We start from the raw sequence: 23,430 nt of genomic DNA on the forward strand, positions 1-23,430 counted from the left end.
TTTCTCTTCTTTTCAGAATATTATCGACAAATAACTGCGTGATCTAAGGAACCGCCGTATACCGAACGGTATGTACGGTGGTGTGGGAGGTCGGCTACTCAATTAATGGGTAGCCTCCTACCCGATTAGCCACTCAAATCAGGAACATGGCGGCGATCGTCGTGACGACGAGTCCGATAACGACCGGCTTCAGATTGCGTCTGGCCAGCTCAAACGGGTCTACGCCGCAGATAGCCGCTGCCGGAATAAGCGCCCAAGGTACGATCGTTCCGCCGCCAACCCAGATCGCAGCAATCTGGCCTAACGCCGTTAACGTAGCGATACCAGAGCCGATCGCGGCGGCGAACAGGTTGGCGATCGAGCCGGCCAGCGAGATGCCGGAGAAGCCGGAGCCGTCCAGGCCCGTTATCGCTCCGACGATCGTCAGTGTGGCGGCGCTGACGCCGGTATTGATCGGCACCGTTTGGGCGAGCGCAAGACCGAGATCGTTGACGATGCCGTGGGAGCCGGCGGGCAGCATATTGCCGAAAATGTCGGCAAAGGCGGAGTCGCCCAAATAAAAAAACGCGGCGATCGGAATAACCGGACCAAACACTTTAAACCCGAACAAAAAGCCGTCGATCAATTGCGTCGTCGTACGCTCCAGGCCTGCCTTGCGGCTCGATAACAGGGAGAGCACGATCATGACGAGCAGCGCGGTGCCGCCGATCAGGGCGGTTGCGTCTCCGCCTTGCAGGTCGAGCTTGAACATGGCGAAGATATCGAGGGCGAACAGAAGCGGAATCACGACTGCGGCTATTTTTCTGACGGCGGGGGACAGAGGGCTGTCGATTTTGGCCGCCTCGGATTCAGGGACGGTTGTCGCTTTAAGGCCCGTATCCATCGTCAAGCTGCCGTTGCGCATGTCGCGGCGCATATACCAGAAGGCGACGGCGGTCGTAACCGCACCCATGATGATCACGAGCGGAATGCTGGCTTGAATGACGTCCGCTACCGGGATGCCTGCCGCATCTGCGGTCAGCTTGGGCGCTCCCTGAATGACGAAGTCGCCGGACAGGGCGATGCCGTGGCCGAACAAGTTCATTGCCACCGCGACTCCCAGTGCGGGCAAGCCTACGCGAAGCGCAACGGGCAGCAGCACGGCGCCGATCAGCGCTACGGCCGGGGATGGCCAGAAAAACCACGAAATGATCATCATCACGATGCCGATAACCCAGAAAGCGAGCGCTGGCGAACGAATCAGCCGGGTTACGGGCGAAATCATCACTTCATTAATGCCCGTGCGGATCAGCACTTTGCTCAAGGCGACAATGAGCGAGATGACCAGAATCGTGCCGATTAATTCTTTAATAGCATAAATAAATCCGGAAAAAACACCGCCGACCGATTGGCTGACAGACTGGGTGGCAATCAGGCCGAGCGCTAAAATACCGACGACGCACACGGCCGTCGTATCGCGCCGCATCACCATAAAGCCGATAATGAGCAAGACGAAGGCGAGGTAAACCCAGTGCAGCGATATAAGTGTGACGTCCATTTGGCGGTACACCTCCACGTAAGGGGTTACAACTGTACTTCAGTGTATGCGCCGCCCCAAAATGTGTGTTTGCGGAGCTGGAAGCCTGCACCCGTCTACGCCCGTCTTCCCGTGCCGGAATAAACCTAGCTCTTTTGGCCGAAAACGGAAACCAATCGGCCTTCCATTCGTCTATATATCTGGTAGCGTATATGAATAGAGGGGGATATTATGAAGCGGTTATCTTTGGCCAGGTTCGGCCTGTTGCTGGCAGCTTTGTGGGTGTTGGCGGCTTGCGAGCGGGATACGGAACCCAAGCGTGCGGCGTCCGATCCGTCGAAGCTCGATGTCGTCGTTTTCGGTTCGGAGATGGAAGGGATGTATTTGGCGAGAGCAGCCAAGGACGAAGGGCTGTCCGTGATCGTCATCGATCCCCGGGAGAAGCCCGGCGGCCAGCTGATCCAAGGCGAGATGCATTATTTGGACGAAGCGTTCGAAGGCAGTGGAAAATCGCTTCTGCAGGGAAGAGTCAAGCTGCTTTTCGATGCGTACAAAAAGGGAGACATCCGGAAAAAAGAAGAATTCGTTGCCTACTTCAATCAATTGTCCGACGGCATACCGATCGAATCCGGGATATCCATTACGAACGTAGAGATCAAGGAAGATCCGGCGACAAACAAGCGGCGCGTGGAGTCGGTCTCCTACCGGACAAAGGACGGTACGACCAAAACGGTTTCAGCCCGCTACTGGGTCGAAAACACCGACTTTGCCGCCTTGACGAGCAAGCTGGGGTTACAGCGGATTCCGGGCATCGAGACGGTGTTCGGCGGCAAGAAGGATTACATGGCGTCGTCGCTCATGATGAAGTTCCGCAACGTCGACTGGGCCAAGTTCCAGCAAGAAGTGAACAAGCTCGGCAAAAAAGGGATCGAGGAAACGTACGGCGCGGAAACGACCGTAACCGATACGTTCACATGGGGATTCGGCAATGTGGGAGGGCGGTTTAAGCCAAGCAGCAGCGATGTCTTTCTGCGCGGTCTGAATACTGTAAATCAGCGTGACGGCGACGTGCTGATTAACGCGCTGCTGTTATATGACGTTGACCCCTCCAGCGAAGAGAGCGTGCGCCAAGCGATCGAGCTCGGCAGACGCGAGACGGAGCGGGTGCTCCCGCATTTGCGCCAGGAGCTTCCGGGCTGGGAGAAGGCGGAGATTAATGGATATCCCGAATATTTATATGTCCGGGATTACGACCGGTACGAGACCGAATACGTGCTACAGGCGACCGATCTGATGAGCGGTACGATGTATGACGACAACGTCAGCATTGCGGGGTATGCGCTCGATCTGCAAGGGACGAAAAATCACGTGTGGGGCAGCCGCAAGGGGGTCCCCGACAAATACGGCATGCCACTAAGATCGTTTATCCCGAAAGGATATTCGAACGTCATAACGGCAGGCAAAAACGTAGGCGCCTCGGCAGTCGCTTACGGAAGCGCCAGAATTCAGCCGAATACGGCGTTGGCCGGCGAAGTGATCGGCATCCTGCTCGCAAGGCTTGACGATAAGCGCGTCCTGTCGGAGCTGTCTGCCAAGGAGATGAAGGAGCTGCACAGCTATGTGCAGAAAAAACACGGTATCCGGCTGAGCGGAGTGACCGGTGCGGACAAAATCAAACATTTGACCGATGAGCAGCGGCGCCAGCTGAACGAAGGCAAACTTGTCATCGAATAAAATCAATTAGCTTCCAGCTGTCTGCGATCCGATCGCAGGCAGCTTTTTGGTGTTCCTATCCATCCTAATATCATTTGCGGCCCGATATGCGGCGGTACTGGGAGGGGGATAAGGAAACTGTCTGCTTGAACACCCGGTTGAAGTGGGCCAAATTTTCGAATCCGACCTGTTCCGCGATATGAAGCACCTTCGTATCGGTTTCGCGCAGAAGCCGTTTCGCTTCGCCGATTCGGATATAGGTCAAATATTTGATAAACGAAAATCCGGTTTTTTCTTTGAAAATCCGGCTGATGTAATGCGGGCTCATATAAAACGTTTCGGACAATTGCTTCAGCGTTACCGGGCTCATGTAATGGTCATTGATGTATGCGGCGATTTCCGTAATTTTTTGGTGAATCGGCGTATCGAACGGCGTAATTTCCAGATCGTACCGTTCCATGCATCGCGATATGAACAGCAGCATCTCTGTAACAAGCAGCTTCACCTGCAGCGAATGGGCGGTCGGCTGCTCCTTCAGGTCCTGGATCATGCGGAAAACGATACCGTCCAGTGTCAGCAAATCTTCGGCCTTCAGCCGCAGCGTCCGAACGCCGGACAAGTACGGACGAAGCAGCACTTCTCTATACGTTCCGCCAAGCATGACGTCGAACAGGTCGTCCGAAAATTGAATGAGGAACCGGTCGTGATGCGGGGGGCCTGCGGCCATCGTCCGGTGCAGATCATATTTCGGTACGAAGACGAGGTCTCCTTTTTGAATCGGATACAGTCGGTCTTTAATAAAAAAATGACGCTTTCCGGACATCAAGTAATACAGCTCCAACGTTTCGTGCATATGGTTGTCCGGCATGTCAAACGTTCCGTAATATTGCGAATAACCGACAAGCAAGTTGTCTTCGAGTAAAACGTGATGTTTCTGCGGGGGGGTAACGATCATGCGGGTCCGATTCCTCCTTTACGATTACTGTAGCAGAATGGAACGGAATCAACAACAAAAATTGCATAGGTAGATGCAAAAATTGCCGTTTTTGACGCAGAACCATGCATCATTAATACGGTATGATCGATTCAGAAACTAGTGAATGCGCTTTCGTAGAGGGGAGGAAATAAACAGTTGCGGAGTTCGACCGCAGAGGACAAATATGATTTTTTCTTACGTCCTCCAAGTAAATCCAACGTAACCCAATAAAACCAAAGTGATGAATACGAAAATCAACAGATCCGACAGGGAGGTACACCAATCAGATGAGACATAAAAAAGCAATAATGCCGGCCGTTTCCTTGATGATGCTGTCGACGCTTGTGCTGGCAGGATGCGGGGGCAAAGAAGAACCGGGTTCGAGTCCGGGCACGACAACACCTGTACACCAAAAAAGCGAACCGGCCGAGCTCGTATTTTATACGAACAATGGCGACTCCGAGGAAAGCTTCAACCTCCGGTTCGGCGATTCGATCCGCAAAAAGTTTCCCGAGCATACGATCAAGTTCATCAGCAGCGCCAACAAAGGACCTACCTTGGCCGATCTGATTGCAAGCGGTCAGCAGATCGATATTTTTTTCCAGTCGATCGGCAATTTCGAGAGCTGGGTGCTCGATACGGGAATCCAGTACGACATGAGCGAGCTGATCCAAAAACACCGGATCGATATGAACCGTTTCGAGCCGACGATTGTGGATGCGCTTCGCCAAGTGGCCGGAGGCAAAATTTACGGGCTTCCGGTGTTTAACAACAACATGGTGCTTTATTACAACAAAGACATCTTCGATACATTCGGCGTCGCCTACCCGAAGGATGGCATGACGTGGGACGAAACGCTGGAAATCGCCAAGAAGCTGACACGAAGCGAGGGAGGCAAGCAGTATCAGGGGTTTACGACTTCGCCGATCCATCTGATCCGGATGAATCCGTATTCGCTCGGTACGGCGGACATGAAGACCGATACGCCGCTGATCAACAAAGACGAGAAATGGAAACGGCTGTACCAGACACTGTTCATCGATCCGGCAACTGATGAAGGGTACCGCGCTGGACTGGCCCAGCTTACTTGGCCATCGAATGTGAACGAGTTTATGAAAACCCAGACGTCTGCGATGTTCGCTTATTTGTCCAGTTATTATATGATCTCCCCTACGGAACTGAGGGCGATGAACTGGGATATGGTTTCCCTGCCGACCTTTAAGGACGCACCGAACGTAGGCTCGCAAGCGTATCCGAGTTACTTCGGCGTAACGGCGATGAGCAAATACAAAGATCAGGCGATGGACGTGCTGAACTATATGACGTCCGATGAAGCGCAGACGGAACTGGCCAGGAAAGGGATCATCCCGGTCGTCACCAATGACGCCGTCCGTAAATCGCTTGGCCAGGATTCCGAGTTCAAAAGCAAAAACTTGCAGGCGATATTCCGCAACAAATTCGCGCCGATTCCGCCGAAAGCGCCGTACGACTCGAACCTTGTTACGCTGTATGGCAAATATGTACTCGATATGGAGCGGGGAACGATTGATATTAACACCGCATTCCGGAAAGTTGAGGAGGAGTCGGTGAAAGCGATCGCCGAGTATAAATCCAGGACGAAATAAGATCAGGCCGAGTCAAAACCAAACGAATGCGAACCGGATAAGGTTACACTGCTGCGGGAGACGATAGGCCGGACGGTCGTCTCTCACGGTTCCCTACCTATTAAAGGAGGTTGAGATGATGTCAAAGCAAGCTGCCCAAATAAGCAGGCGTAAAATGCTGGCCGCACTTGGAATGGCCGGGGTTGCGGGAGTGGCCGGAATGAGCTTGAGCGCCGCCGAATCGCATGGACAATCGGTGACGTCGCTCGTGTACGGCAATCCGGGCGGAGGCGAACCGAATCCTGAACATGTCGTAACATTAACGCTCGAACAGTTGCGAAGCCGTACGAATGTATCACCCGAACTCGTTTATCTGGTCCGGTACAACGGACACGAGGGAATATTTGTGTGCGATCCCGCCGATACCGTTTCTGCAGACAATACAGCGACTGTTGTTGTAACCGCTTCAGGTATGAGGCTAAAGCGGTTGTACGAGGGAGCGTTAAACGCCGCTTGGTTCGGAGCGGAAGGAAACGGAGCAACCGACGATACGGCTGCGATTCGCAGCGCGCTTTTTACGATTCGGGACAACGGCGGCGGCAAGCTTGTAATACCGAAAGGAACGTACATCATAAGCGGTACGCTGAACGTATACTCGAACACGATTTTGGAAGGGGACGGCGAGGCGACGGTTCTTCTGGCCAAGGCGGGACAAGAAGGCTTTTCTTTCATATTGTTAGGGTATACAGGGCTGTTTACGTGTAAACATGCGCAGATCCGGAACCTGGTGCTGGACGGCAACATCCAGAACCGGCCGGATATTCGGAGAGGAAACGGCTGCCTGTTTTTAGGCAACGAAGCGCAGTATAATCTGGTGGAGAATGTCACGATAAGAAATTTCGGAAACAACGACAGAAGCGGCAATTTTTATACGATCGAAGCAACCGAACAGGATACCGGAGATTGTCACTCCAACGTCATCCGCAAATGCCGGTTTGACGACCCGTCCCGGATGTCGGGCTTTGCGGTCCGCTACTTTACGAATTTTACGAACGTAAACTTGAGCGATCATCAATTTACGAAGTTTGTCCGAAATAACCTGGTTGAAGATTGCGTTTTCGAAGGGTTTACGTTTAATGTGATCGAGTTGGCCGGCCCGGCCACCATTTACAATACGATCCGGCAATGCACGATCCATGATACGAACGCGGTCACCTGCATCGAATCGGACAAAGGAGGCTCCTACAACCGGTTTGAAAATAACGATATTATGAAGATGTCAGGTCCATTGGAAGGTGTCAAGGTTGACTCGGAGACACCGCAAACGATAGCGATGCGTGCCCAAGGGGTCATTTATACGGGATTGAACCATGCAGGCGTGCAAGTTACAATCGAGCGGTATGCGCGAGGCAATCTATTCATCGGAAACAAAATAAGGAACGTGCCGAAAGGAAAAAGCTCCTCGGGAGGACTGCTTCTGAGCAGAGCGATCGATACGACTGCGGTAGGAAACGACTTTCAGTCGATTGTCAGCGAGAACCTGACGGACATTCATTCCTGCATTATGCTTGATGCTTACGTGGAACGGGCGACGATCACCGGCGGGACGATCTCGGACTGCAACGCCGGAATTATTACGACAGCCGGGATGAACTACTTGTACAAGGACATTACGATCAGCAATCTATCATCCAAAACAAAAGGCACGTTTTACCGCTCCTATACCGGCGGCAACAAAAAAGGATTTACGTTAATCAGTAATCAGGTGGAGATTGAGACCGTGAACGTATCCGCCATCGATTTGACGGAAGAGGAAATGCTCATTACGGGCAACCGGCTCAGCGGGGCGGGCGGCTGGGGATTCGGCGTGATGGTCCGGCCCAACTCGAAGCCGACTATTGCGGGAAACCGGATATCCGGCTTCACTTCAACCGTCCGGCCGCTTCCGGACAGCGCGTTCTCTCGTTCGGTCGTTGCGGACAATACGGCGTTGAATTTGACCGGTGCACCGGTCGATCCAATTCAGACGAGCAAATCGGCCATGCCCACAACGGGAAGCTGGGTACGAAACGATATCGTGTACAATCAAAATCCCGTTCTTCTCGGAACGGCGCCGGACGAATATTTTGTAAGCTGCTGGGTGCGCCTGACGACCGGGTCTGAGCATATAGCCGGAATCGATTGGACGGAGCAACGGGTGTACGTACAGACGTTGCCGAACTCCGAAGCTCGGGGGCAAGTGCTGCCGGTTAAGCAAATAACAGGTTCGGCCTACACCGCTTCCCTTAACGACTATCAGATGGAAGTCGACGCAACGGCCGGACCGTCGGTGATCCAGCTGCCGAAAGCGTCCGAGCATCCGGGACGCACCTTCCTGATCATCAAGGCGAGCCCGGGACGGAACAAAGTAACGGTTCAGGCTGTTGAGCACGATACCGTAGGCGGGACCCGGTCGATGAAGCTGCAGTCGAGAAACGAATCGGTCACTCTGATGTCAAACGGAGTTAACCGCTGGCACGTCCAGTCCCGCTATTCGCCGGACGACGAAGACGATGATTGATCCCGATCAGCGCCAAGCAACCCGGCTGTCCATAGTCCATATGGGCAGCTTTTTTTCGTTTGGCTTGCCTGTCAGGGGGACAATGGACTGCCCGACATGCGGCGATATTGGGAGGGGGACAGCTGAACCGTTTGTTTGAACACCCGGTTGAAGTGGGCCAGGTTCTCGAAGCCGACCTGATCGGCGATCTCGAGCACTTTCCGGTCCGACTCCCTCAGCAGCCGCTTCGCTTCTCCGATCCGCACGTAGGTCAAATATTGGATGAAAGAAAAACCGGTTTTTTCTTTGAAAATCCGGCTGATATAATGCGGACTGAGTGAAAACGTCTCCGACAACTGAGCTAAAGTAAGAGGGCGCATGTAGTGCGTGTTGATATAGGCGGCAATGTCCGATATTTTCCGATGGATGGGCGGATCGGATTCGGAGTCGTCCTCGGCGTAACGTTCCAGACAACGGGCCAGAAACAGCATCACGTCGATCGCGAGCAGCTTTACCTGCAGAGCATGCGCGGTTTGCGGGTGTTTCAAGTCCCGGATGATCCGGTATACGATCCCGTCCAAGACGAGCTGCTCCTCCGGCTTCGGGCGAAACGTCCGTATCCCGCGCAAATAGGGATGGAGCAAGATCTCGTCGTAGGACTCGCCGATCGTTTCCCGGAACAGCCGCTCGCTGAATTCAATCAGAAACCGGTCGTGATGCGGAGTGCCCGCGGCTAACGTCCGATGCAGCTCGTATTTCGGAATAAAGACGATATCGCCTTTCCGGAGCTGGTACAGACGGTCTTTAATGAAATAGTTCCGCTCCCCGGACATGAGGTAATACAGCTCGAACGTGTCGTGCATATGGTTGACCGGCATATCGAATGCTCCGAAATATTGCGAGTAGGCGATAAGCAGCTCGGCTTCCTGCAGCTTGTAATGTTTGGCTTGTATGTTCAATACCGCTCCTCCTTTCCTCTTACTGTAGCATCCCTCCCATAGAAACGACAACAAGAATTGCAAAGTTTATTGCAATTTAAACAATAATCCATGCAGAACCCTGCATTCTTTATCAGGTAAAATCGGTATAGATTCAAAATGAATCCACTTCGCAAAAGTTGCGAGAGGAACGGTCACAAGGGGTTTCGGTTCGGTTCATCCATTACTTAAACAAAAGGGGAATCCGCAAAATGAACGATCGAGGAAATCGTACAGGGAAAGCGGCTGTCGGAGGGATGACGGCTATCGCGATCGCTTCCATGCTGGCATTGTCAGGGTGCGGCGGAGGCGCAGGCACGCCGGCCGATCCGGCCAAAGATCAGCCAAACGCGGGGGAACAAACGACGAAGCCCGGCGCGCCGGCGGTTGATACGAGCCCGGTTACGCTGAAAGTATTTTTCGGCACAGGGTTCGAGGACAAAGATATTCAAAACCTTATTGCGGACCCGGTCAAAAAGAAATTTCCGTACATCTCGATCAAGACGTACAGGCCGGGGCAAGGCACCAGCATTCAGGAACTGATTGCCGCAGGGGACACGCCGGATATCGTCTTTACCTGGAACGGGGATCTGGGCTTGTTCAAGGAGCTCGGTCTGCTGGAGGATATGAGCGGGCTCGCTTTGAAGCATGGAATCGATATTAACCGGTTCGAGCCGGTCGTCCTCGATGCGATCCGCTCCATGTCGAACAACAAGGAGCTGGCGGCGCTGCCTTTCGCGGTTAACTTTAATGCGCTGTATTATAACAAAGATATTTTCGACAAATTCGGCGTTGCCTATCCGAAAGACGGCCTGACCTGGGAAGAGCTGATTCCGATGGCGGAGAAGCTGTCCCGGATCGAGGACGGAACGACTTACCGCGGGCTGGACCCGGAAAATATTAATCGGATGTCCATGCCGCTCTCGCTTACGATGGTGGATGCCAAGACGAATAAAGCGTCCGTTAATAACGAAGGCTGGAAGTCGGTGTTCGAGCTGGCCAAGCGGATCTGGTCGATACCGAACAACAAGCCGGGAACGTTAAACGCCACAGGCCGGACGCAGTTTATGAATGACAAAAACGTCGCCATGCTGCCGGTGCAAAATATTTTGAATCTGGGACTCGAAGCGGCGGCGGCCAAAGGCTTGAACTGGGATATGGCGCAATACCCGAGCTACAAAAACAGCCCGAACGTATATGGTCATGTGGATACGCATATTTTCTCCGTAACGAAGCCGAGCAAATACAAGGATCAAGCGATGCAAGTATTAAGCGTAATTACGTCCGATGAAGTGCAGCTGTTAAGCACCCGCACGACGGCCAGGCTGTCGCCGCTGAAAAATACCGAGCTGAAGAAGCAGCTTGGCGCGGACATGGCTTTCCTGAAGGGCAAACATTTGGAGGCGATCTTCAAAAGCACGCCGGCCCCGGCGCCAACCTTTTCGTTGTACGAGTTCCAGGCGCGCGCGATCGTCCAGAAAACGTTTCAGTCGTACTTTGACGGTACGGATCTGAATACGACGCTGCGCGATGCGGAGATGCAAGTGAATCAGATGCTCGAAGCCAGCGTAAGAAAATAACCGTCCCTTCTGAAAAGTCCGGAAACTGCCGATTCTCGCGGCAGCTCCGGACTTTTTATGTCCCGGATCGCCTCGTTACGACACCAGCTTCAGCCCGACAGCCGCACCAAGCACCATTGTAATAAATAAGATCCGTTTGAAGTTTTTCGGCTCCCCGTACAGCATCATTCCGAGAATCGCCCCTCCCGAAGCTCCGATTCCGGTCCAGATCGCATACGCCGTCCCCATCGGCAGCGTAGTCATGGCGATCGCGAGAAAGATGAAGCTGGCTCCAAAACCGGCGGTCATGAGCAGAAAAGCGGTCGCATTGCGATCTTTGTGCAGTTTGTTGATCATCGCAACGCCGAACATCTCAAAAATTCCGGCAAGAATCAGAAATACCCAGTTCATGCGGCATCCGCTCCTTTCTCTTTACTGTCGCCCGTTACCAGCTTCAATCCGATGACACCCGCCAATAACACGACGATCAAGATCATTTTGGCCACTTTAAACGGCTCGCCGAAAAAAAGGATTTCGGAAAGCACGGTGCCTGCGGTTCCCATCCCGACAAAAACGGCGTACACGGTGCCGACCGGAAGATGACGCCCGGCCATGATCATCATATAAAAGCTGACGATAATCGCGACGATCGTCCCGGCCCATTCCAGCACGCTGTCCGCATGCTTCAATCCGATCACCCAGAATACTTCAAAAAAAGCGGCTACAAATACTTTGACCCAGTTCATGTTCATGTTGGTTCGCCTCCTTATGGTAGTATGGACCAGAAAAACAAAAAACCCGGGAGATAACCGCATTCGAAATTCGAATGCAGTTATTCTCCCAGGATTTTATCCTTCCGTGGCACAGCGGTTAAGCTGCGAGTTTTCCCTCGGACCTGACCAGACGAAACTGCGGAACCCTAGAAAACTTAATATGAACTTGCTTCTCATTATACACACTTCCGGGGGAAGTTCAATAGAACAATGGAAGGAATACCGTCCTTTCCTGTTCATGCAAAATGGTCTTGCCTTTAGACATGCTTGCAGTGAAGCTTCTTGCTTTTATTTCAATCAACCGTGGTTCATTGTGGTATAATAGAATGAATTTATCCGGCCTGAGGCCGGCAGAGGAGGCGGAAGCGAACGTGAAACCGATTCCCGATCATTTGGACTACGGCTTATCGATTTTGTTCATCGGTTACAATCCGAGCGTACGATCCTCCGAAACCGGTCATCATTACGCGAATCCGAGCAACCGGTTCTGGAAACTGATCCACGAAGCCGGACTCACCCCGCGCAAGTATAAGCCGGAGGAAGACGGTGACCTGCTGAAGCTCGGTTACGGGTTCACGAATATCGTCGCGCGTCCGACGAAGACGGCGGCCGAGATTACGAAGGAAGAATACAAGGCCGGACGCTTGAGGCTAATGGAGACGATCCAGCGTTACCGGCCCAAGGTCGCATGTTTCGTCGGCAAAGGCGTATACGAGCAGTATAGCGGAAGGACCGGAATCGAATGGGGACCGCAACCGGAATCGGTCGTTCCGAAAGTCGTGGAGTTTGTCGCCCCGTCGTCCAGCGGCCTGGTCCGCATGAGATCCGAAGAGATTACGGCCATTTTTCGCCAACTGACGGTTTATTTGAAGGAAAGCACGGGTTAAGGAAAGGCGGGACGCGTTATGATCATCGGGATTGTATCCGACACGCACTTGACCGGGCGCAGCCGCAAGCTGCCTCCCGATCTGATCGAAGGGCTGCGCCGGGCAGACGCAATTCTGCATGCAGGCGACTGGATGACGCTGGACGTGTACGAGGAGCTGTCCGGGCTCGCTCCGGTGCAAGGGGTTGCGGGCAACGGCGACGGCGAAGAGATCATCCGGCATTTCGGCATGAAGCGCATCGCGGTCTACGAGGGCATCCGGATCGGCATCGTGCACGGCCACGAAGGGCCGGGGAGAACGACGCCCGAACGGGCGAGACGGGCGTTTCTCGAAGATCCGCCGGATATCGTCGTATTTGGTCATTCCCATATTCCGCTGAAGGAGCAAGCGGGTTCCGTGCTGCTGTTTAATCCCGGTTCACCGACGGACAAGCGGCGTCAGCCGTTGTACTCGTACGGCCTGATCCATATTCGTGACGGGGAGTTTACCGCAGAGCACCATTTTTTTTCGTAAGCGAAGCTGACATCACATTCTAGAGAAGAGGCGCTATCATGGAAATTGTTCACTATTCGAAGCCGAGTCCGCAAAAACGCGAGGGAGAAGACGCACTGATTCTCAATCCGTCCTGCGGCATCTATGGAGTGCTTGACGGAGTTACGCCGATGGCATCTTTTACCGACGAGAACGGTCATAACGGAGCTTATCTCGCCGCCAATTTATTCAAAGCCGCGCTGGAGAGAGAAAATATCGAAGGAAGCTTGACGGAGGCGATCGCCGAAGCGAACCGCGAGCTGAACCGCAAGATGGTATCGTACGGAGTCGACGTCCGGATTAAGCATGAGTTGTGGTCGACCTGTTTGTCCGTCGCTCAGGTTACGGGGGAAGGGATTCGATACGCCCAGCTCGGCGACAGTATGGCAGTTGTCCGTTACGCGGACGGCAGCGTCAAGGTACTGACGGAAAACCGGGTAAGCGGAATTAGCGCAAGAGCGAAAGCGAAGCGAGAGAGAGACCGCCAGAACGGGCTTCACGTTGAAGAGGAAAGCTTTTTCGCCGAATTGAACAACCGGATGGCGTATCATCGGGGCATGGCCAACACGCCGGAAGGATACGGCGTCGCCAACGGGATGGCGGAAGCGGCCGATTACATCCAAACCGGTCTCGTACCGCAAGAAGGGCTGACGCATCTGCTGCTCATCTCCGACGGCATGTTCCACCCCGACTATCCGCTGGAGAAAACGATGGAGCTGCTGCTGGAACTGGGCTTTGACCGTTACGTCGAACAGGTGGAAGCGGCCGAGCAGGCGAAGCAAATGCGCCCCGACGACCGTTCCGCGGTTCTGTTTCGTTTCTGATAGTGGTTCCGGAGGAGAAAACAGCGGAGGAGGAGACGCGGATGAACCCGGACTTCATTAAGCTGAAGCCGCTGGAGGGCGAATTAAAGCTGTCGCACAAAAAGAGGCTGTTCGGCATCACGGTCTCGACGAAAGAAGTGGTGCTTCACAAGCCTCATGCGAATTATTATTTGCATTTAAGCGATATTGTCAGCATTACGCCCTTCGAATCGAAGCAATCGCCGAATCTGCGATTTGTAAACAAGCAGGCTTCCCAGCAAGAGATCGTTCAAGAGTCGGATGGCCCCCCGCATTACAACGTGTATGTGAAGCAGGCGACCCTCCATAACCGGAGCGGGTTGTTCCCGCTGGGCAAGATGCGGTTTATTATTCCGATCCATCACGATCTGATGCAGGTGATCGCACAATTCGGCAAATGGGACGTAGCGCTGGATATGTAAAGATTCGCGGCCGGGTTTGAAAGGTGCCGTCCAGCTCTGCGGTCTGGAGATTAAGCGTCCAGCTCCAATACGCGCTGCCACATCGCTTCGTCGACCGGAATACCGTCTCTCTCATTCCGCTCGCGGACCCGCAGCGTCTCTTCGCCAGGGTAGCGGGCTTTGCCGCCGCCTTCGTCAGGAGTCGCCTGATGCAAATCTTCGATCATCTCGTTGATTTTATCGCGAAGCGCGCTTTGATCCGGCAGCTTGCGCGTATCGATTGCGAGAAACAGCTGGGAGAGGTTGCGTTCCGCACCGAGCTTGCCCATATCCATCGAGGAGTTTCCTCCGGACAACATCGTAACGACCAGATCGAGTACGAACGACAAGGCCGAGCCTTTCCAGAAGCCGATCGGCATCGCTCTGCGGGTCTCCATAATAGCGGCCGCATCTCTCGTCGCGTTGCCGTCGCGGTCGAAGCCGCCGTCTACGGGAAGAGGCTCGCCGCTTTTGGCGTGGATACTCATCTTGCCGTAGGAAAATTGGGACATGGCAATATCCAGCACGACCGGTCCTTCTTCGCGGGGCACGGCGATGACGACGGGATTGTTGCCTAGCTTATTATCCTTGCTGCCCCACGGAGGCATGTTCGGGATCGTATTCGTCCAGCATATGCCGACGCAGCCGGCTTCCGCCGCCTGCCAGCCGTAGCTGCCCGCACGCATCCAATGGTTCGTGTTGCGGATCGCCACGCAGCCGATCCCGTGTTCCTGCGCGAGCTCGACCGCCCTTCCCATTGAGAAGTGGGCGTTCAGGTTGCCGGGACCGGATCGGCCGTCCCATCGTTCTACGATACCGATCCGCTCCAGCAGCTCCGGTTCCGCTCCCGGCTGAACATAGCCCTTCCGGATAAAATCGATGAATAGCGGAAAACGGTTCAAGCCGTGGGAATAAACGCCGTCCCGGCTCGCCTCGGCGAACAGGCGCGCGCAGAGCCCGGCCCGCTCGGGGGTGAAGCCGTTTTTGATCAGCACAGAACGAAATCGTTCGGTCATTTGTTCGAACGGAATACGCATGAGGACCAACTCCTTAGTCACGTTGATAGTTTCCGATGCACGATAAGTATACCAGACTATCGGGGCGGAGTAGAGAGGAAGGAACCATATCGTATGAAGCGACGGGGCGAGGAAGAGGCAGTGACCCGCAAGATGAGCTGCGAGGAGTAATCCGAACGGATAAGATTTCCGCAACCCAACTATACGACAATATATCGTAGAAGCTAATCAGAGAACGGAGTGTGCTAGAAGATGAACCAAGAACGACCTGAAGCGATTCCGTATATTCCGCTTACGATGCAGCGTCCGAATTTAGCAGAGATTCCGGACGCGCCGCTGCCTGCCGGTTACGAGGTGCGCACATTCAGACGCGGGGACGAGACGGCTTGGGCGCGGATCGAATGTGCCGCCGGGGAATTCAAAACCGAAGAGGAAGCACTTCAACATTTTCGCAAAGAATTTGGCGAACATCTTGCCGGGATAGAGGAGCGCTGCCTGTTCATTACAGATGAACACGGCGACCCGATCGGGACGACTACGGCTTGGTACGGAGAGTTTCAAGGGGCGGTCATCGGCCGGATTCATTGGGTAGCGGTCGTCCCCGAGCATCAGGGGAAGAAGCTGTCGAAGCCGCTGCTGTCGCAGGCGCTGAGAACGATGGCGAGGTTTCACGAGCAGGCGTATCTAACGACGCAAACGACAAGTTATAAAGCGGTAGGCATGTACTTGAACTACGGATTTATCCCGGTATTTGAGAACGAGAAATGCGAAGAAGGCTGGCGGATGATCGGACAGCTGCTGAACAGAACGATCGATACCGGCCGCGCAACATAAGCTGGAATTGGCGTTATTGGAATGAGGTCTAACATGAAAAGCAAATGGTTTGTTATGGCCAGCATCGTCTTGGCTGTGCTGGTTTCTTCGATCGATTCGACGATTACGAACACGACCGTTCCCCATATCGTTAAGGAACTGGGCGGATTCGAGCTGTACGCGTGGAGCTTCGTCGCTTATATGATTACTTCTACGGTGCTGACCCCGATTGCAGGCCGGCTCTCGGATATATTCGGACGGAAAAAAGTGTTCGCCACCGGCATTGCCGTCTTCCTGATCGGCTCGACGTTGTGCGGCAGCGCGGATACGATGCTGCAGCTGGTGCTGTTCCGCGCCGTTCAGGGGATCGGAGCCGGCATTATGAACCCGTTTCCGGCGATCATCGCAGGCGATCTGCTGACCGTAGAGAAGCGGGGGACGGTACAGGCGCTGTTCTCCGGCATGTGGGGCATTTCCGCCGTCATTGCGCCGCTTCTCGGTGCCGTATTCGTGGAATATGCGAGCTGGAGATGGATTTTCTACGTGAACATCCCGGTTTGTCTATTGGCGTTGCTGCTGCTTATCCCGTATAAGGAAAAATATGAGCCGAAGCGCGCTCAGATCGATTATTGGGGGGCGGCGTTATTTACAGGGAGCATCAGCCTGCTGCTGCTTCTGACGGTTGTCGAAACGAACCTGGTCATCTATGCTGCGGGCGGGATAATCCTGTTGATCGGATTTGTCGCTTGGGAGAGGAAGCATCCGTCGCCGCTTATCCCGATGACGTTATTCCGCAACCGCAATGTGGCGTGGATGATCGCGAATTCGTTTCTCGCCTGCGCTTCGTTATTCGGCACCTCCAGCTACGTCCCGCTGTTTATGCAGGAAGTGGGCGGGTACAGCTTGTTCGAAAGCGGGCTTCCGCTGCTTGGCGAAGCGATCGGCTGGATGCTCGTCTCGGTGCCGGCCGGACGCTGGGTCATCAAGTATGGGTACCGCAAGCTGCTGATCTACGGCAACGCGCTGCTGGTCGGATGTGGAATCCTGGCTGTTTTCCTGAACGAGAACAGCGGATTTTGGTACGTATTTTCATTCATGTTCGTAGAAGGTTTGGCATTCGGCCTTATTTTTACCGTAACGACGATCGGCGCTCAGGAGCTTGTCGGTCCTCATCAGAAAGGCATATCGACCTCGATGCAGTTTTTCTCACGCAACATCGGTGCGGCTGTCGGCACTACACTGATGGGAGCGTTTCTGACCAAGGCGCCCGAAACGATGACCGGCATTCATCAATTGCTGATGTACGGGTTCTGGATGACGCTCATCGCATTCGTCAGCTGTTTGTTCATTCAGTCGGTGCGGGCGGTTCGGACGGAAGAGCGGGCGATGTGAAAAAAAAACCATTCTCCAAATGTTACGTATACAACAGTGAGTACAGCGTAACGTAGACAGGAGGGTGAGAAATGTTCAAAAGACTGCTGTTATTTTCGCTTATGCTAGGCGTCCTCTCCGGCTGCTCCTTGCTGGACAGTGTGAATCAATCGTTGGATTATACGAAAGAAGCCGGCGCCTTTATCCAGGAAGCCTCGCAGTTCGGCGGTTCGGTTCAGGAGCTTGCGCAGCAGGCGGCCGCCAGCACGGAGGCGAAGGAGAAGCTGACGCGGGAACTAGAAGCGATGAAAGCGCGGATTACGGAGTTTAAAGGAATCGAGGCTCCGGCTTTTGCGAAGACGATTCATGAGAAGCTCGTCGGGCTGAACGATACGCTGCTGACCGATATTAACGGTTATTTGGCGCAAATCCAAAATGGCGTTACCAGCCTGCAAAATTCCAATATCGTCCAGACCGTCAATAAAATTAACGAAACGATGGAAATGATCCAAAATTTGCAGCCGAAGTGATGGTTGTCGTGCAGCTTTAACTGAATCCTATCGTTCCAAAGCGAACCCTGTTCATTGTTGAGCAGGGTTCTTTTTGTTTCCCGATTCAAGTGCCGGAGTGCAAAAAAAATGAACGATTATCCAACACGAAGTGCAAAAAGAACGATTTATCCTCCAAAGCTTTTCGCCCGGCTCCCGCGATAAAATTACGGTAACAACGCGAGTTGTAAGCGTTTGCGAAAAGAGGGAGAGCATGAACCTTATCACAAAGGAGTCTGAGAAAAAGATGAACAACGCACCACGAAGAAGCTTTTCTATGATCGGTCTGATCGCGGTAATGCTGGTAACCCTCCTCATGTCGGCCTGCGGTGGAGCGGGCAAGGAAGCGGCACCGCCGGCGGGAACGACGCCGGAGGCAGTTAAGCCGAAAGCCGAAGATCCGGCATCGCTCAAAGGCGAAGTCGTCTGGCAATACCCGAACACGACTTGGCCCGAAGCCGACATCAAAAACATGATCGCCGACTTCAACAAAAAGTATCCGAACATTTCCGTGAAGCCGGTGCTCGGTCCGCTGGAGCCGATGATTGCCGCCGGCAACCCGCCGAACGTGGCGACGAACAACCGTCTGGAAGCGAACTGGATTATGGACGGGCTGTTTGAGGAATTGACGCCTTACATCAAGAAAGATCCCACCTACAAGCCGGAAAGCCTGTTCCATCAAGTGCTTTACGAGATCCCGCAATTTGAGAAAGGCCAATACGGCCTCCCGATGTATTCGAATCCGACTTACGCCCTGATCGTCAACAACAAAATTATGAGCCAGTACGGGGAGAAATCGATTCCGAAGCTGCAGGGACTGAAGGATACCGACGAATTTTTCAAAAAGTTCTGGATCATGAAAAACGGCGAATACGAAATGACAGGTGAAAATCCGCTGTTTTATTACGGCATCCTGTCCGGGCTGTTCTTCGTCGCTTACTTGAACGGAGCGGACCCGTCCACGTTCTGGAATCCGGAGACGAAAAAAGTCAATTTCAACGATCCGAAAATCGTCGACGCGCTCGACTGGCTGTACAAATTCAACCGGGACACGATCAACCAGCAGGCGTACACCCAGCTCAAAGCCCAGCTGCCGAAAAACACGCATCCGTTCGTGGCGGAGAAACAAGCGATGATGGTCGTCACGTCCAATCAGGTGAAAGATTTCCGCAAGGCGAAGCCCGATCTGGATATTACAGTGCTTCCGGCTCCTCAGGCGAGCATGTGGAACGGCGGCTCCAACCTTGCGATCGTGAAGGCCGGCAAGGACAAGGACGCCGCGTGGACGTTCATCAAATGGATGACCTCTTCGGAGGAGGGGGCGGAATCGTTGTATAACCGGCTTGGCTTACTGACGCCAATGAAAACGAGCAAATTTTTGACGGAGCAAAGCAAAAACGATCCGGATCTGAAAGTGTTCCTTGAGATTAACGCTCAAGCGAAAAAATGGATTCCGCAGTTCCCGGTCGCTTACGACACGGAATACAGAAAGCTGTTCCCGGACTTCCAGGCCGGCAAAATTACGGCCAAAGAAATGATGGACCATGTCAACAAGGAAGTGCAGAAGCGGATCGACGATTTCTACGCAAGCAAGAAGAAGTAAGGCGGTACGAGCGGACGGTTCCTATGAAACGGAGCCGTTCGCCGATCTTTCAACGATTCTGGAGGAGGAACGATCATGAGCCAAGCCGATCGCCACAGTAAGGATCAACCGGAGAAGCCGCAGCAGGAGTCATACCCGAAGGAGACCGCCGATTGCACGGACCCCGGCCATATCGCGGCGCAAAAGCTGAGCCGGCGCAAGCTGCTCGCCTCGATCGGGGCGGCGGGCGCCGCCGCCGTCGTATACGGCACGACATATGGAATGGCTAGTGCCGGCAGAGGCGGGAAGGACGACCCGGATGTAATCGATGCCGTATACGGGGATAGCCGGATCAACCCGAGGCCGCCTAAACCTCCGAAACCCCCGGTTCCCCCGAAGGAGCTGGCCTGCTGCGATTTTGTAAAAACGACGCTTGCTGAGCTGCGCGCCTTAAGCGCTCCCAGCTCCGACGTGGTTTATTATATGACCGACCCGGGGATGGAAGGCTCGTTGCTGTACGATCCGTCCGACACCACGTCGGCGGACAATACGGGGCTTGTGGTCGTCTCCTCCTCCGGAGCCCGCTTCAAGCGGATTGTCGAGGACGGCCGTTATAACGTCAGATGGTTCGGAGCGAAGGGCGACGGAGTTACCGACGATCTGGACGTGATTCAGGCGGCGATCGACGTCGTTTATGCGCTGGGCGGCGGGACGGTATTTTTTCCGAAAGGCACGTATATCGTCTCCCCGCTGCTGCAGACGCGGCGGATCGTCCCGAAAAGCAACGTGCATCTGCTCGGCGATGGGACGAACTCGGTCATTAAAGTGAAGGACGACGCCGGCGACTATTGGACGATCATCGGCAATTTCCAGACTTGGCCGAAGGTGAGCAATGTATCGATTCGCGGCCTGAAGTTCGATCAAAATCCGAGCGGCAATACGACGTGCAATATCGATCATCGCCGGACGGACTACTATTGGACGCAATTCTGCATCAGTCTGTTCGATTACGAAAACATCGAGATCGAGGATTGCACCTTCGATCCGATCTGCGGCTGGAATACGGTTGTGCTCAATAATGCCGCTTCCCGCAACGCAATCGTCAACAACTGCACGTTCCGCTTCGTCCACGCCAGAGGCTTCGACGGTTACGATAACTCGGCCGTATACATGAACGGCTGGTCGCACGTCGTCACGAACTGCCGTTTCTATGCCGCTCCGGGAGAGAAAGCGATGGGCGCCATCGAGACGCATAGCGGCAAAAGCGTCGTCTCGGGCAACATCTCGGACGGTTACGTTACCGGCGTCCATATCCAGTCGAGCGAGACGAGCGGCGACGGAGCGGACATTACCGTGTCGGGCAACACGTTTACGAACGCCGTGCATGCGATTCAGTTTTGGCCGTATAAGCAGTATTCGCTCAAAAATGTGACGGTAACGGGCAATACGGTCAGTTTGGCCAACGCGAGGCAGCAGCGCAGCATGATGGTCGGGATCGGGGCGTTCCCCGGCGTGTTGCCTCCGGATCACACGGGAACGTTCGAGAACATTACGATAACCGGCAATACGATCATCTGCGAGGAGGAGTTCGTCAAGCGGGATAACGTGCTGGAGGGATTCTGCTACGGCATCGGCTTCGTCCGTGAAACCGACGTCAAACATATCGTCATCGCGGGCAATATCATTAAAAACGCGCCGATCGCGGCGATCCATATCGGCAATACGCCGAAAGTCGGCACGATGTCGAACATTCAGATTACGGACAATATGATCGTGAACGCAGGTCATTATCCGGCGGGCAATGAAGCGTACAAAGCGGCGATCCTGCTTCGTTCGACCGTGGCCGGAGCGAAAATATCCGGCAATACGATCCGCGAAACGTATACGACGTCGCGCGGTCTGTATTCGATCCGGCTGAACGCCGCAGACGGAACATTTACCGACGTGGAAGTAACCGACAATGTCATTACGTCCGTTCAAGGCGGCCTATGGCTCGATCTGCACACCTCGGTTCGTACGAACAGCGCCGAGAAACATCTGAAATTTACGGACCGCGCTTTCGACGACCCGCTGCTGCCGGCAGGCACGACGTATCAGCCGGGGACCGTCGTGCTGGCGACAGGCGGTACCGTCGTTCCAGGGCAGACCCCGGCGGGCTACCGCATTTTGAACGGGGGCACGTTCGGCACGCTAACCGGCGTAACGGCGACCGGGACGGCGGGCTCGTACAAAGTAACGGTGAACGATTCGTCCCAGCTTCGGGTCGGACAATGGATCAAGATTACCGCGGGAGACCAGACGCGCCGGATTAACCGGATCGCCGGCAACGAGCTTCGGATCAACGCTCCGCTGTCCGTCGCCGTCGCGTCGCCGAGCGCTGTATTGTACGTTCCGCCGGTATACGAGCCATTCGGCCATACCGGCAAGCTGCCGGCTATCGCCGATACGTCGGGACTGTCCGTCGGCCAGCTCGAAACGGAGCTGAACGCGCTGAAGCAGGCGATGCGGAATTTCGGCATCATTAACGTGTAAGGAAAGGAGTCGCTCCCTATGGCAGGAGTATCCCTGCGCAATCTGTATAAAACGTATGGCAAAAATAGCCCGTATGTCGTAAAGGACGTCAGTCTGGATATCGAGGACGGGGAGTTCATGGTATTCGTCGGACCGTCCGGCTGCGGGAAATCAACGACGCTGCGCATGGTGGCCGGTCTGGAGCGGGTAAGCCAAGGCGAAATCTATATCGGCGACGAGCTGATGAATCATGTGCCTCCGAAGCGGAGAGATATCGCGATGGTGTTTCAAAACTATGCGCTGTATCCGAATATGAGCGTCTTCGAAAATATGGCGTTCGGCTTGCGGCTCCGCAAAACGGAGAAGCATCTGATCGATTCGTCGGTGAAGCAAAACGCACGGACGCTGGAAATCGAGCATCTGCTGGAGCGGAAGCCCCGGCAGCTGTCCGGCGGCCAGCGTCAGCGCGTCGCACTGGGGAGGGCGATCGTCCGGCACCCGCAAGTATTCCTCATGGACGAGCCGCTGTCCAACCTCGACGCCCGTCTGCGCGTGCAGATGAGGACGGAGATCGTCGAGCTGCACCGGAGACTGGGGACGACGATGATCTACGTCACCCACGACCAGACGGAAGCAATGACGATGGGAAGCCGGATCTGCATTATGAAGGACGGCGTCATCCAGCAGGTGGGTGTGCCGGAAGAAGTGTATATGCGGCCGGCCAATATGTTCGTGGCGAACTTTATCGGCTCGCCGCCGATCAATTTTATGGACGGACGGCTGAAGCCGGGCAAGAGCGGCGGTCTCATCTTCGATACGCCCCGCTTCGCGCTGCCGGTGTCTCTGGAGAAGAGCAGGCGGCTGCTGGAGATGGGGTATCTGGATAAAGCGGTCGTGCTCGGCATCCGGGCCGAATATGTGCAATGGCAGGACGCGGATGCCGGCGAGAGCCAGCCCGGGGAGGCGCCGATCCGCGGAGAAGCTTATTTCAGCGAGCTGGTCGGGGCGGACCGGTTCATCCGCGTGAAGGTCGGCGACGACAAAATCGTGGCCAGGGCGGCCGCTTACGATCGGGTGGCAGAAGGGACGAAGCTCCTTTTAACGTTTAATCCGAACTACACGCTGTTTTTCAATCGAGACACACAGCAGTTGATCGTTTAAGGGGTTCCCCTGACAAGAAAGCGGAGAATGCCGTAAATCGGCCCCGCTATAGGGGAGCTGCTTCATAAGGC

The 23,430-nt window shown here is 54.4% G+C and carries 20 protein-coding genes and 1 riboswitch; of the genes, 14 read left to right on the forward strand and 6 right to left on the reverse strand.

Going from position 1 to position 23,430, the window contains the following annotated elements; all coding sequences use genetic code 11:
* Positions 1 to 133: 133 nt before the first annotated feature.
* The gene (locus AC3Y2E_RS28400; RefSeq protein WP_379216520.1) at positions 134 to 1,537 is read right to left on the reverse strand and encodes a hypothetical protein; all 1,404 of its coding nucleotides are present in this window, start codon (positions 1,535 to 1,537) and stop codon (positions 134 to 136) included.
* Positions 1,538 to 1,747: 210 nt separating this feature from the next.
* Between AC3Y2E_RS28400 and AC3Y2E_RS28405 the strand changes: the two genes are divergently transcribed.
* Positions 1,748 to 3,250 (forward strand): FAD-dependent oxidoreductase, encoded by a 1,503-nt coding sequence (locus tag AC3Y2E_RS28405; RefSeq protein ID WP_379216522.1) that lies wholly within the window; start codon positions 1,748 to 1,750, stop codon positions 3,248 to 3,250.
* 70 nt (positions 3,251 to 3,320) lie between these two features.
* Here the strand turns inward: AC3Y2E_RS28405 and AC3Y2E_RS28410 are convergent, their stop codons facing one another.
* Positions 3,321 to 4,184, reverse strand: a complete 864-nt coding sequence (locus AC3Y2E_RS28410; protein ID WP_379216524.1) for a helix-turn-helix transcriptional regulator — start codon at positions 4,182 to 4,184, stop codon at positions 3,321 to 3,323.
* A 308-nt stretch (positions 4,185 to 4,492) separates the two neighbouring features.
* Here AC3Y2E_RS28410 and AC3Y2E_RS28415 point away from each other — a divergent pair, with 308 nt between their 5' ends.
* Together AC3Y2E_RS28415 and AC3Y2E_RS28420 are read left to right on the forward strand one after the other, a co-directional pair.
* Positions 4,493 to 5,830: an ABC transporter substrate-binding protein gene (locus AC3Y2E_RS28415; RefSeq protein WP_379216527.1), complete on the forward strand. Its 1,338-nt coding sequence runs from the start codon at positions 4,493 to 4,495 to the stop codon at positions 5,828 to 5,830.
* A gap of 115 nt (positions 5,831 to 5,945) precedes the next feature.
* The gene (locus AC3Y2E_RS28420) at positions 5,946 to 8,369 is read left to right on the forward strand and encodes a glycosyl hydrolase family 28-related protein (RefSeq protein WP_379216529.1); all 2,424 of its coding nucleotides are present in this window, start codon (positions 5,946 to 5,948) and stop codon (positions 8,367 to 8,369) included.
* A gap of 71 nt (positions 8,370 to 8,440) precedes the next feature.
* Here the strand turns inward: AC3Y2E_RS28420 and AC3Y2E_RS28425 are convergent, their stop codons facing one another.
* On the reverse strand, positions 8,441 to 9,307 hold the full coding sequence (locus tag AC3Y2E_RS28425) for a helix-turn-helix transcriptional regulator (RefSeq protein ID WP_379216531.1): 867 nt from the start codon (positions 9,305 to 9,307) through the stop codon (positions 8,441 to 8,443).
* Between the two features lie 230 nt (positions 9,308 to 9,537).
* Here AC3Y2E_RS28425 and AC3Y2E_RS28430 point away from each other — a divergent pair, with 230 nt between their 5' ends.
* A complete protein-coding gene (locus tag AC3Y2E_RS28430; protein ID WP_379216533.1) occupies positions 9,538 to 10,905 on the forward strand; it encodes an ABC transporter substrate-binding protein in 1,368 nt (455 codons plus the stop codon).
* 75 nt (positions 10,906 to 10,980) lie between these two features.
* On the opposite strand, the gene AC3Y2E_RS28435 is transcribed toward AC3Y2E_RS28430, so the two are convergent.
* Together AC3Y2E_RS28435 and AC3Y2E_RS28440 are read right to left on the reverse strand one after the other, a co-directional pair.
* Complete coding sequence (locus AC3Y2E_RS28435; protein WP_379216535.1) at positions 10,981 to 11,295, reverse strand: DMT family transporter; 315 nt, start codon at positions 11,293 to 11,295, stop codon at positions 10,981 to 10,983.
* Positions 11,292 to 11,636: a DMT family transporter gene (locus tag AC3Y2E_RS28440; protein ID WP_379216537.1), complete on the reverse strand. Its 345-nt coding sequence runs from the start codon at positions 11,634 to 11,636 to the stop codon at positions 11,292 to 11,294. The genes AC3Y2E_RS28435 and AC3Y2E_RS28440 overlap by 4 nt, the downstream gene beginning before the upstream one ends.
* An 83-nt stretch (positions 11,637 to 11,719) precedes the next feature.
* Positions 11,720 to 11,818: riboswitch (guanidine-I (ykkC/yxkD leader) on the reverse strand.
* A 210-nt stretch (positions 11,819 to 12,028) separates the two neighbouring features.
* On the opposite strand from AC3Y2E_RS28440, the gene AC3Y2E_RS28445 reads away from it, so the two are divergent.
* Genes AC3Y2E_RS28445 through AC3Y2E_RS28460 form a run of 4 tightly spaced genes read left to right on the forward strand, consistent with a single transcriptional unit; the run spans position 12,029 to position 14,339 of the window.
* On the forward strand, positions 12,029 to 12,544 hold the full coding sequence (locus AC3Y2E_RS28445; RefSeq protein ID WP_379216539.1) for a mismatch-specific DNA-glycosylase: 516 nt from the start codon (positions 12,029 to 12,031) through the stop codon (positions 12,542 to 12,544).
* Positions 12,545 to 12,562: 18 nt separating this feature from the next.
* Positions 12,563 to 13,057 carry a metallophosphoesterase family protein gene (locus AC3Y2E_RS28450; protein WP_379216541.1) on the forward strand — a complete coding sequence of 165 codons (495 nt, stop codon included), beginning with the start codon at positions 12,563 to 12,565 and terminating at the stop codon, positions 13,055 to 13,057.
* 38 nt (positions 13,058 to 13,095) lie between these two features.
* The gene (locus tag AC3Y2E_RS28455; RefSeq protein WP_379216543.1) at positions 13,096 to 13,899 is read left to right on the forward strand and encodes a PP2C family serine/threonine-protein phosphatase; all 804 of its coding nucleotides are present in this window, start codon (positions 13,096 to 13,098) and stop codon (positions 13,897 to 13,899) included.
* 41 nt (positions 13,900 to 13,940) lie between these two features.
* Positions 13,941 to 14,339 (forward strand): hypothetical protein, encoded by a 399-nt coding sequence (locus AC3Y2E_RS28460; protein ID WP_332072441.1) that lies wholly within the window; start codon positions 13,941 to 13,943, stop codon positions 14,337 to 14,339.
* Between the two features lie 50 nt (positions 14,340 to 14,389).
* Here AC3Y2E_RS28460 and yiaK read toward each other — a convergent pair whose 3' ends face one another.
* Positions 14,390 to 15,394: a 3-dehydro-L-gulonate 2-dehydrogenase gene (yiaK, locus tag AC3Y2E_RS28465; protein WP_379216546.1), complete on the reverse strand. Its 1,005-nt coding sequence runs from the start codon at positions 15,392 to 15,394 to the stop codon at positions 14,390 to 14,392.
* Between the two features lie 231 nt (positions 15,395 to 15,625).
* On the opposite strand from yiaK, the gene AC3Y2E_RS28470 reads away from it, so the two are divergent.
* From AC3Y2E_RS28470 to AC3Y2E_RS28495, 6 genes are all read left to right on the forward strand, one after another.
* The gene (locus tag AC3Y2E_RS28470; RefSeq protein WP_379216548.1) at positions 15,626 to 16,207 is read left to right on the forward strand and encodes a GNAT family N-acetyltransferase; all 582 of its coding nucleotides are present in this window, start codon (positions 15,626 to 15,628) and stop codon (positions 16,205 to 16,207) included.
* A gap of 33 nt (positions 16,208 to 16,240) precedes the next feature.
* Entirely contained in the window at positions 16,241 to 17,578 is a 1,338-nt protein-coding gene (locus AC3Y2E_RS28475) for an MFS transporter (RefSeq protein ID WP_190926593.1), read from the forward strand.
* 71 nt (positions 17,579 to 17,649) lie between these two features.
* A complete protein-coding gene (locus tag AC3Y2E_RS28480; protein WP_379216551.1) occupies positions 17,650 to 18,087 on the forward strand; it encodes a DUF6376 family protein in 438 nt (145 codons plus the stop codon).
* 265 nt (positions 18,088 to 18,352) lie between these two features.
* On the forward strand, positions 18,353 to 19,708 hold the full coding sequence (locus AC3Y2E_RS28485) for an ABC transporter substrate-binding protein (protein ID WP_379216553.1): 1,356 nt from the start codon (positions 18,353 to 18,355) through the stop codon (positions 19,706 to 19,708).
* A gap of 75 nt (positions 19,709 to 19,783) precedes the next feature.
* The gene (locus AC3Y2E_RS28490) at positions 19,784 to 22,219 is read left to right on the forward strand and encodes a glycosyl hydrolase family 28-related protein (RefSeq protein WP_379216555.1); all 2,436 of its coding nucleotides are present in this window, start codon (positions 19,784 to 19,786) and stop codon (positions 22,217 to 22,219) included.
* 18 nt (positions 22,220 to 22,237) lie between these two features.
* Positions 22,238 to 23,359: an ABC transporter ATP-binding protein gene (locus tag AC3Y2E_RS28495; RefSeq protein WP_379216557.1), complete on the forward strand. Its 1,122-nt coding sequence runs from the start codon at positions 22,238 to 22,240 to the stop codon at positions 23,357 to 23,359.
* The last annotated feature ends 71 nt before the right edge of the window (positions 23,360 to 23,430 follow it).

Source organism: Paenibacillus sp. MAH-35, assembly GCF_058135425.1.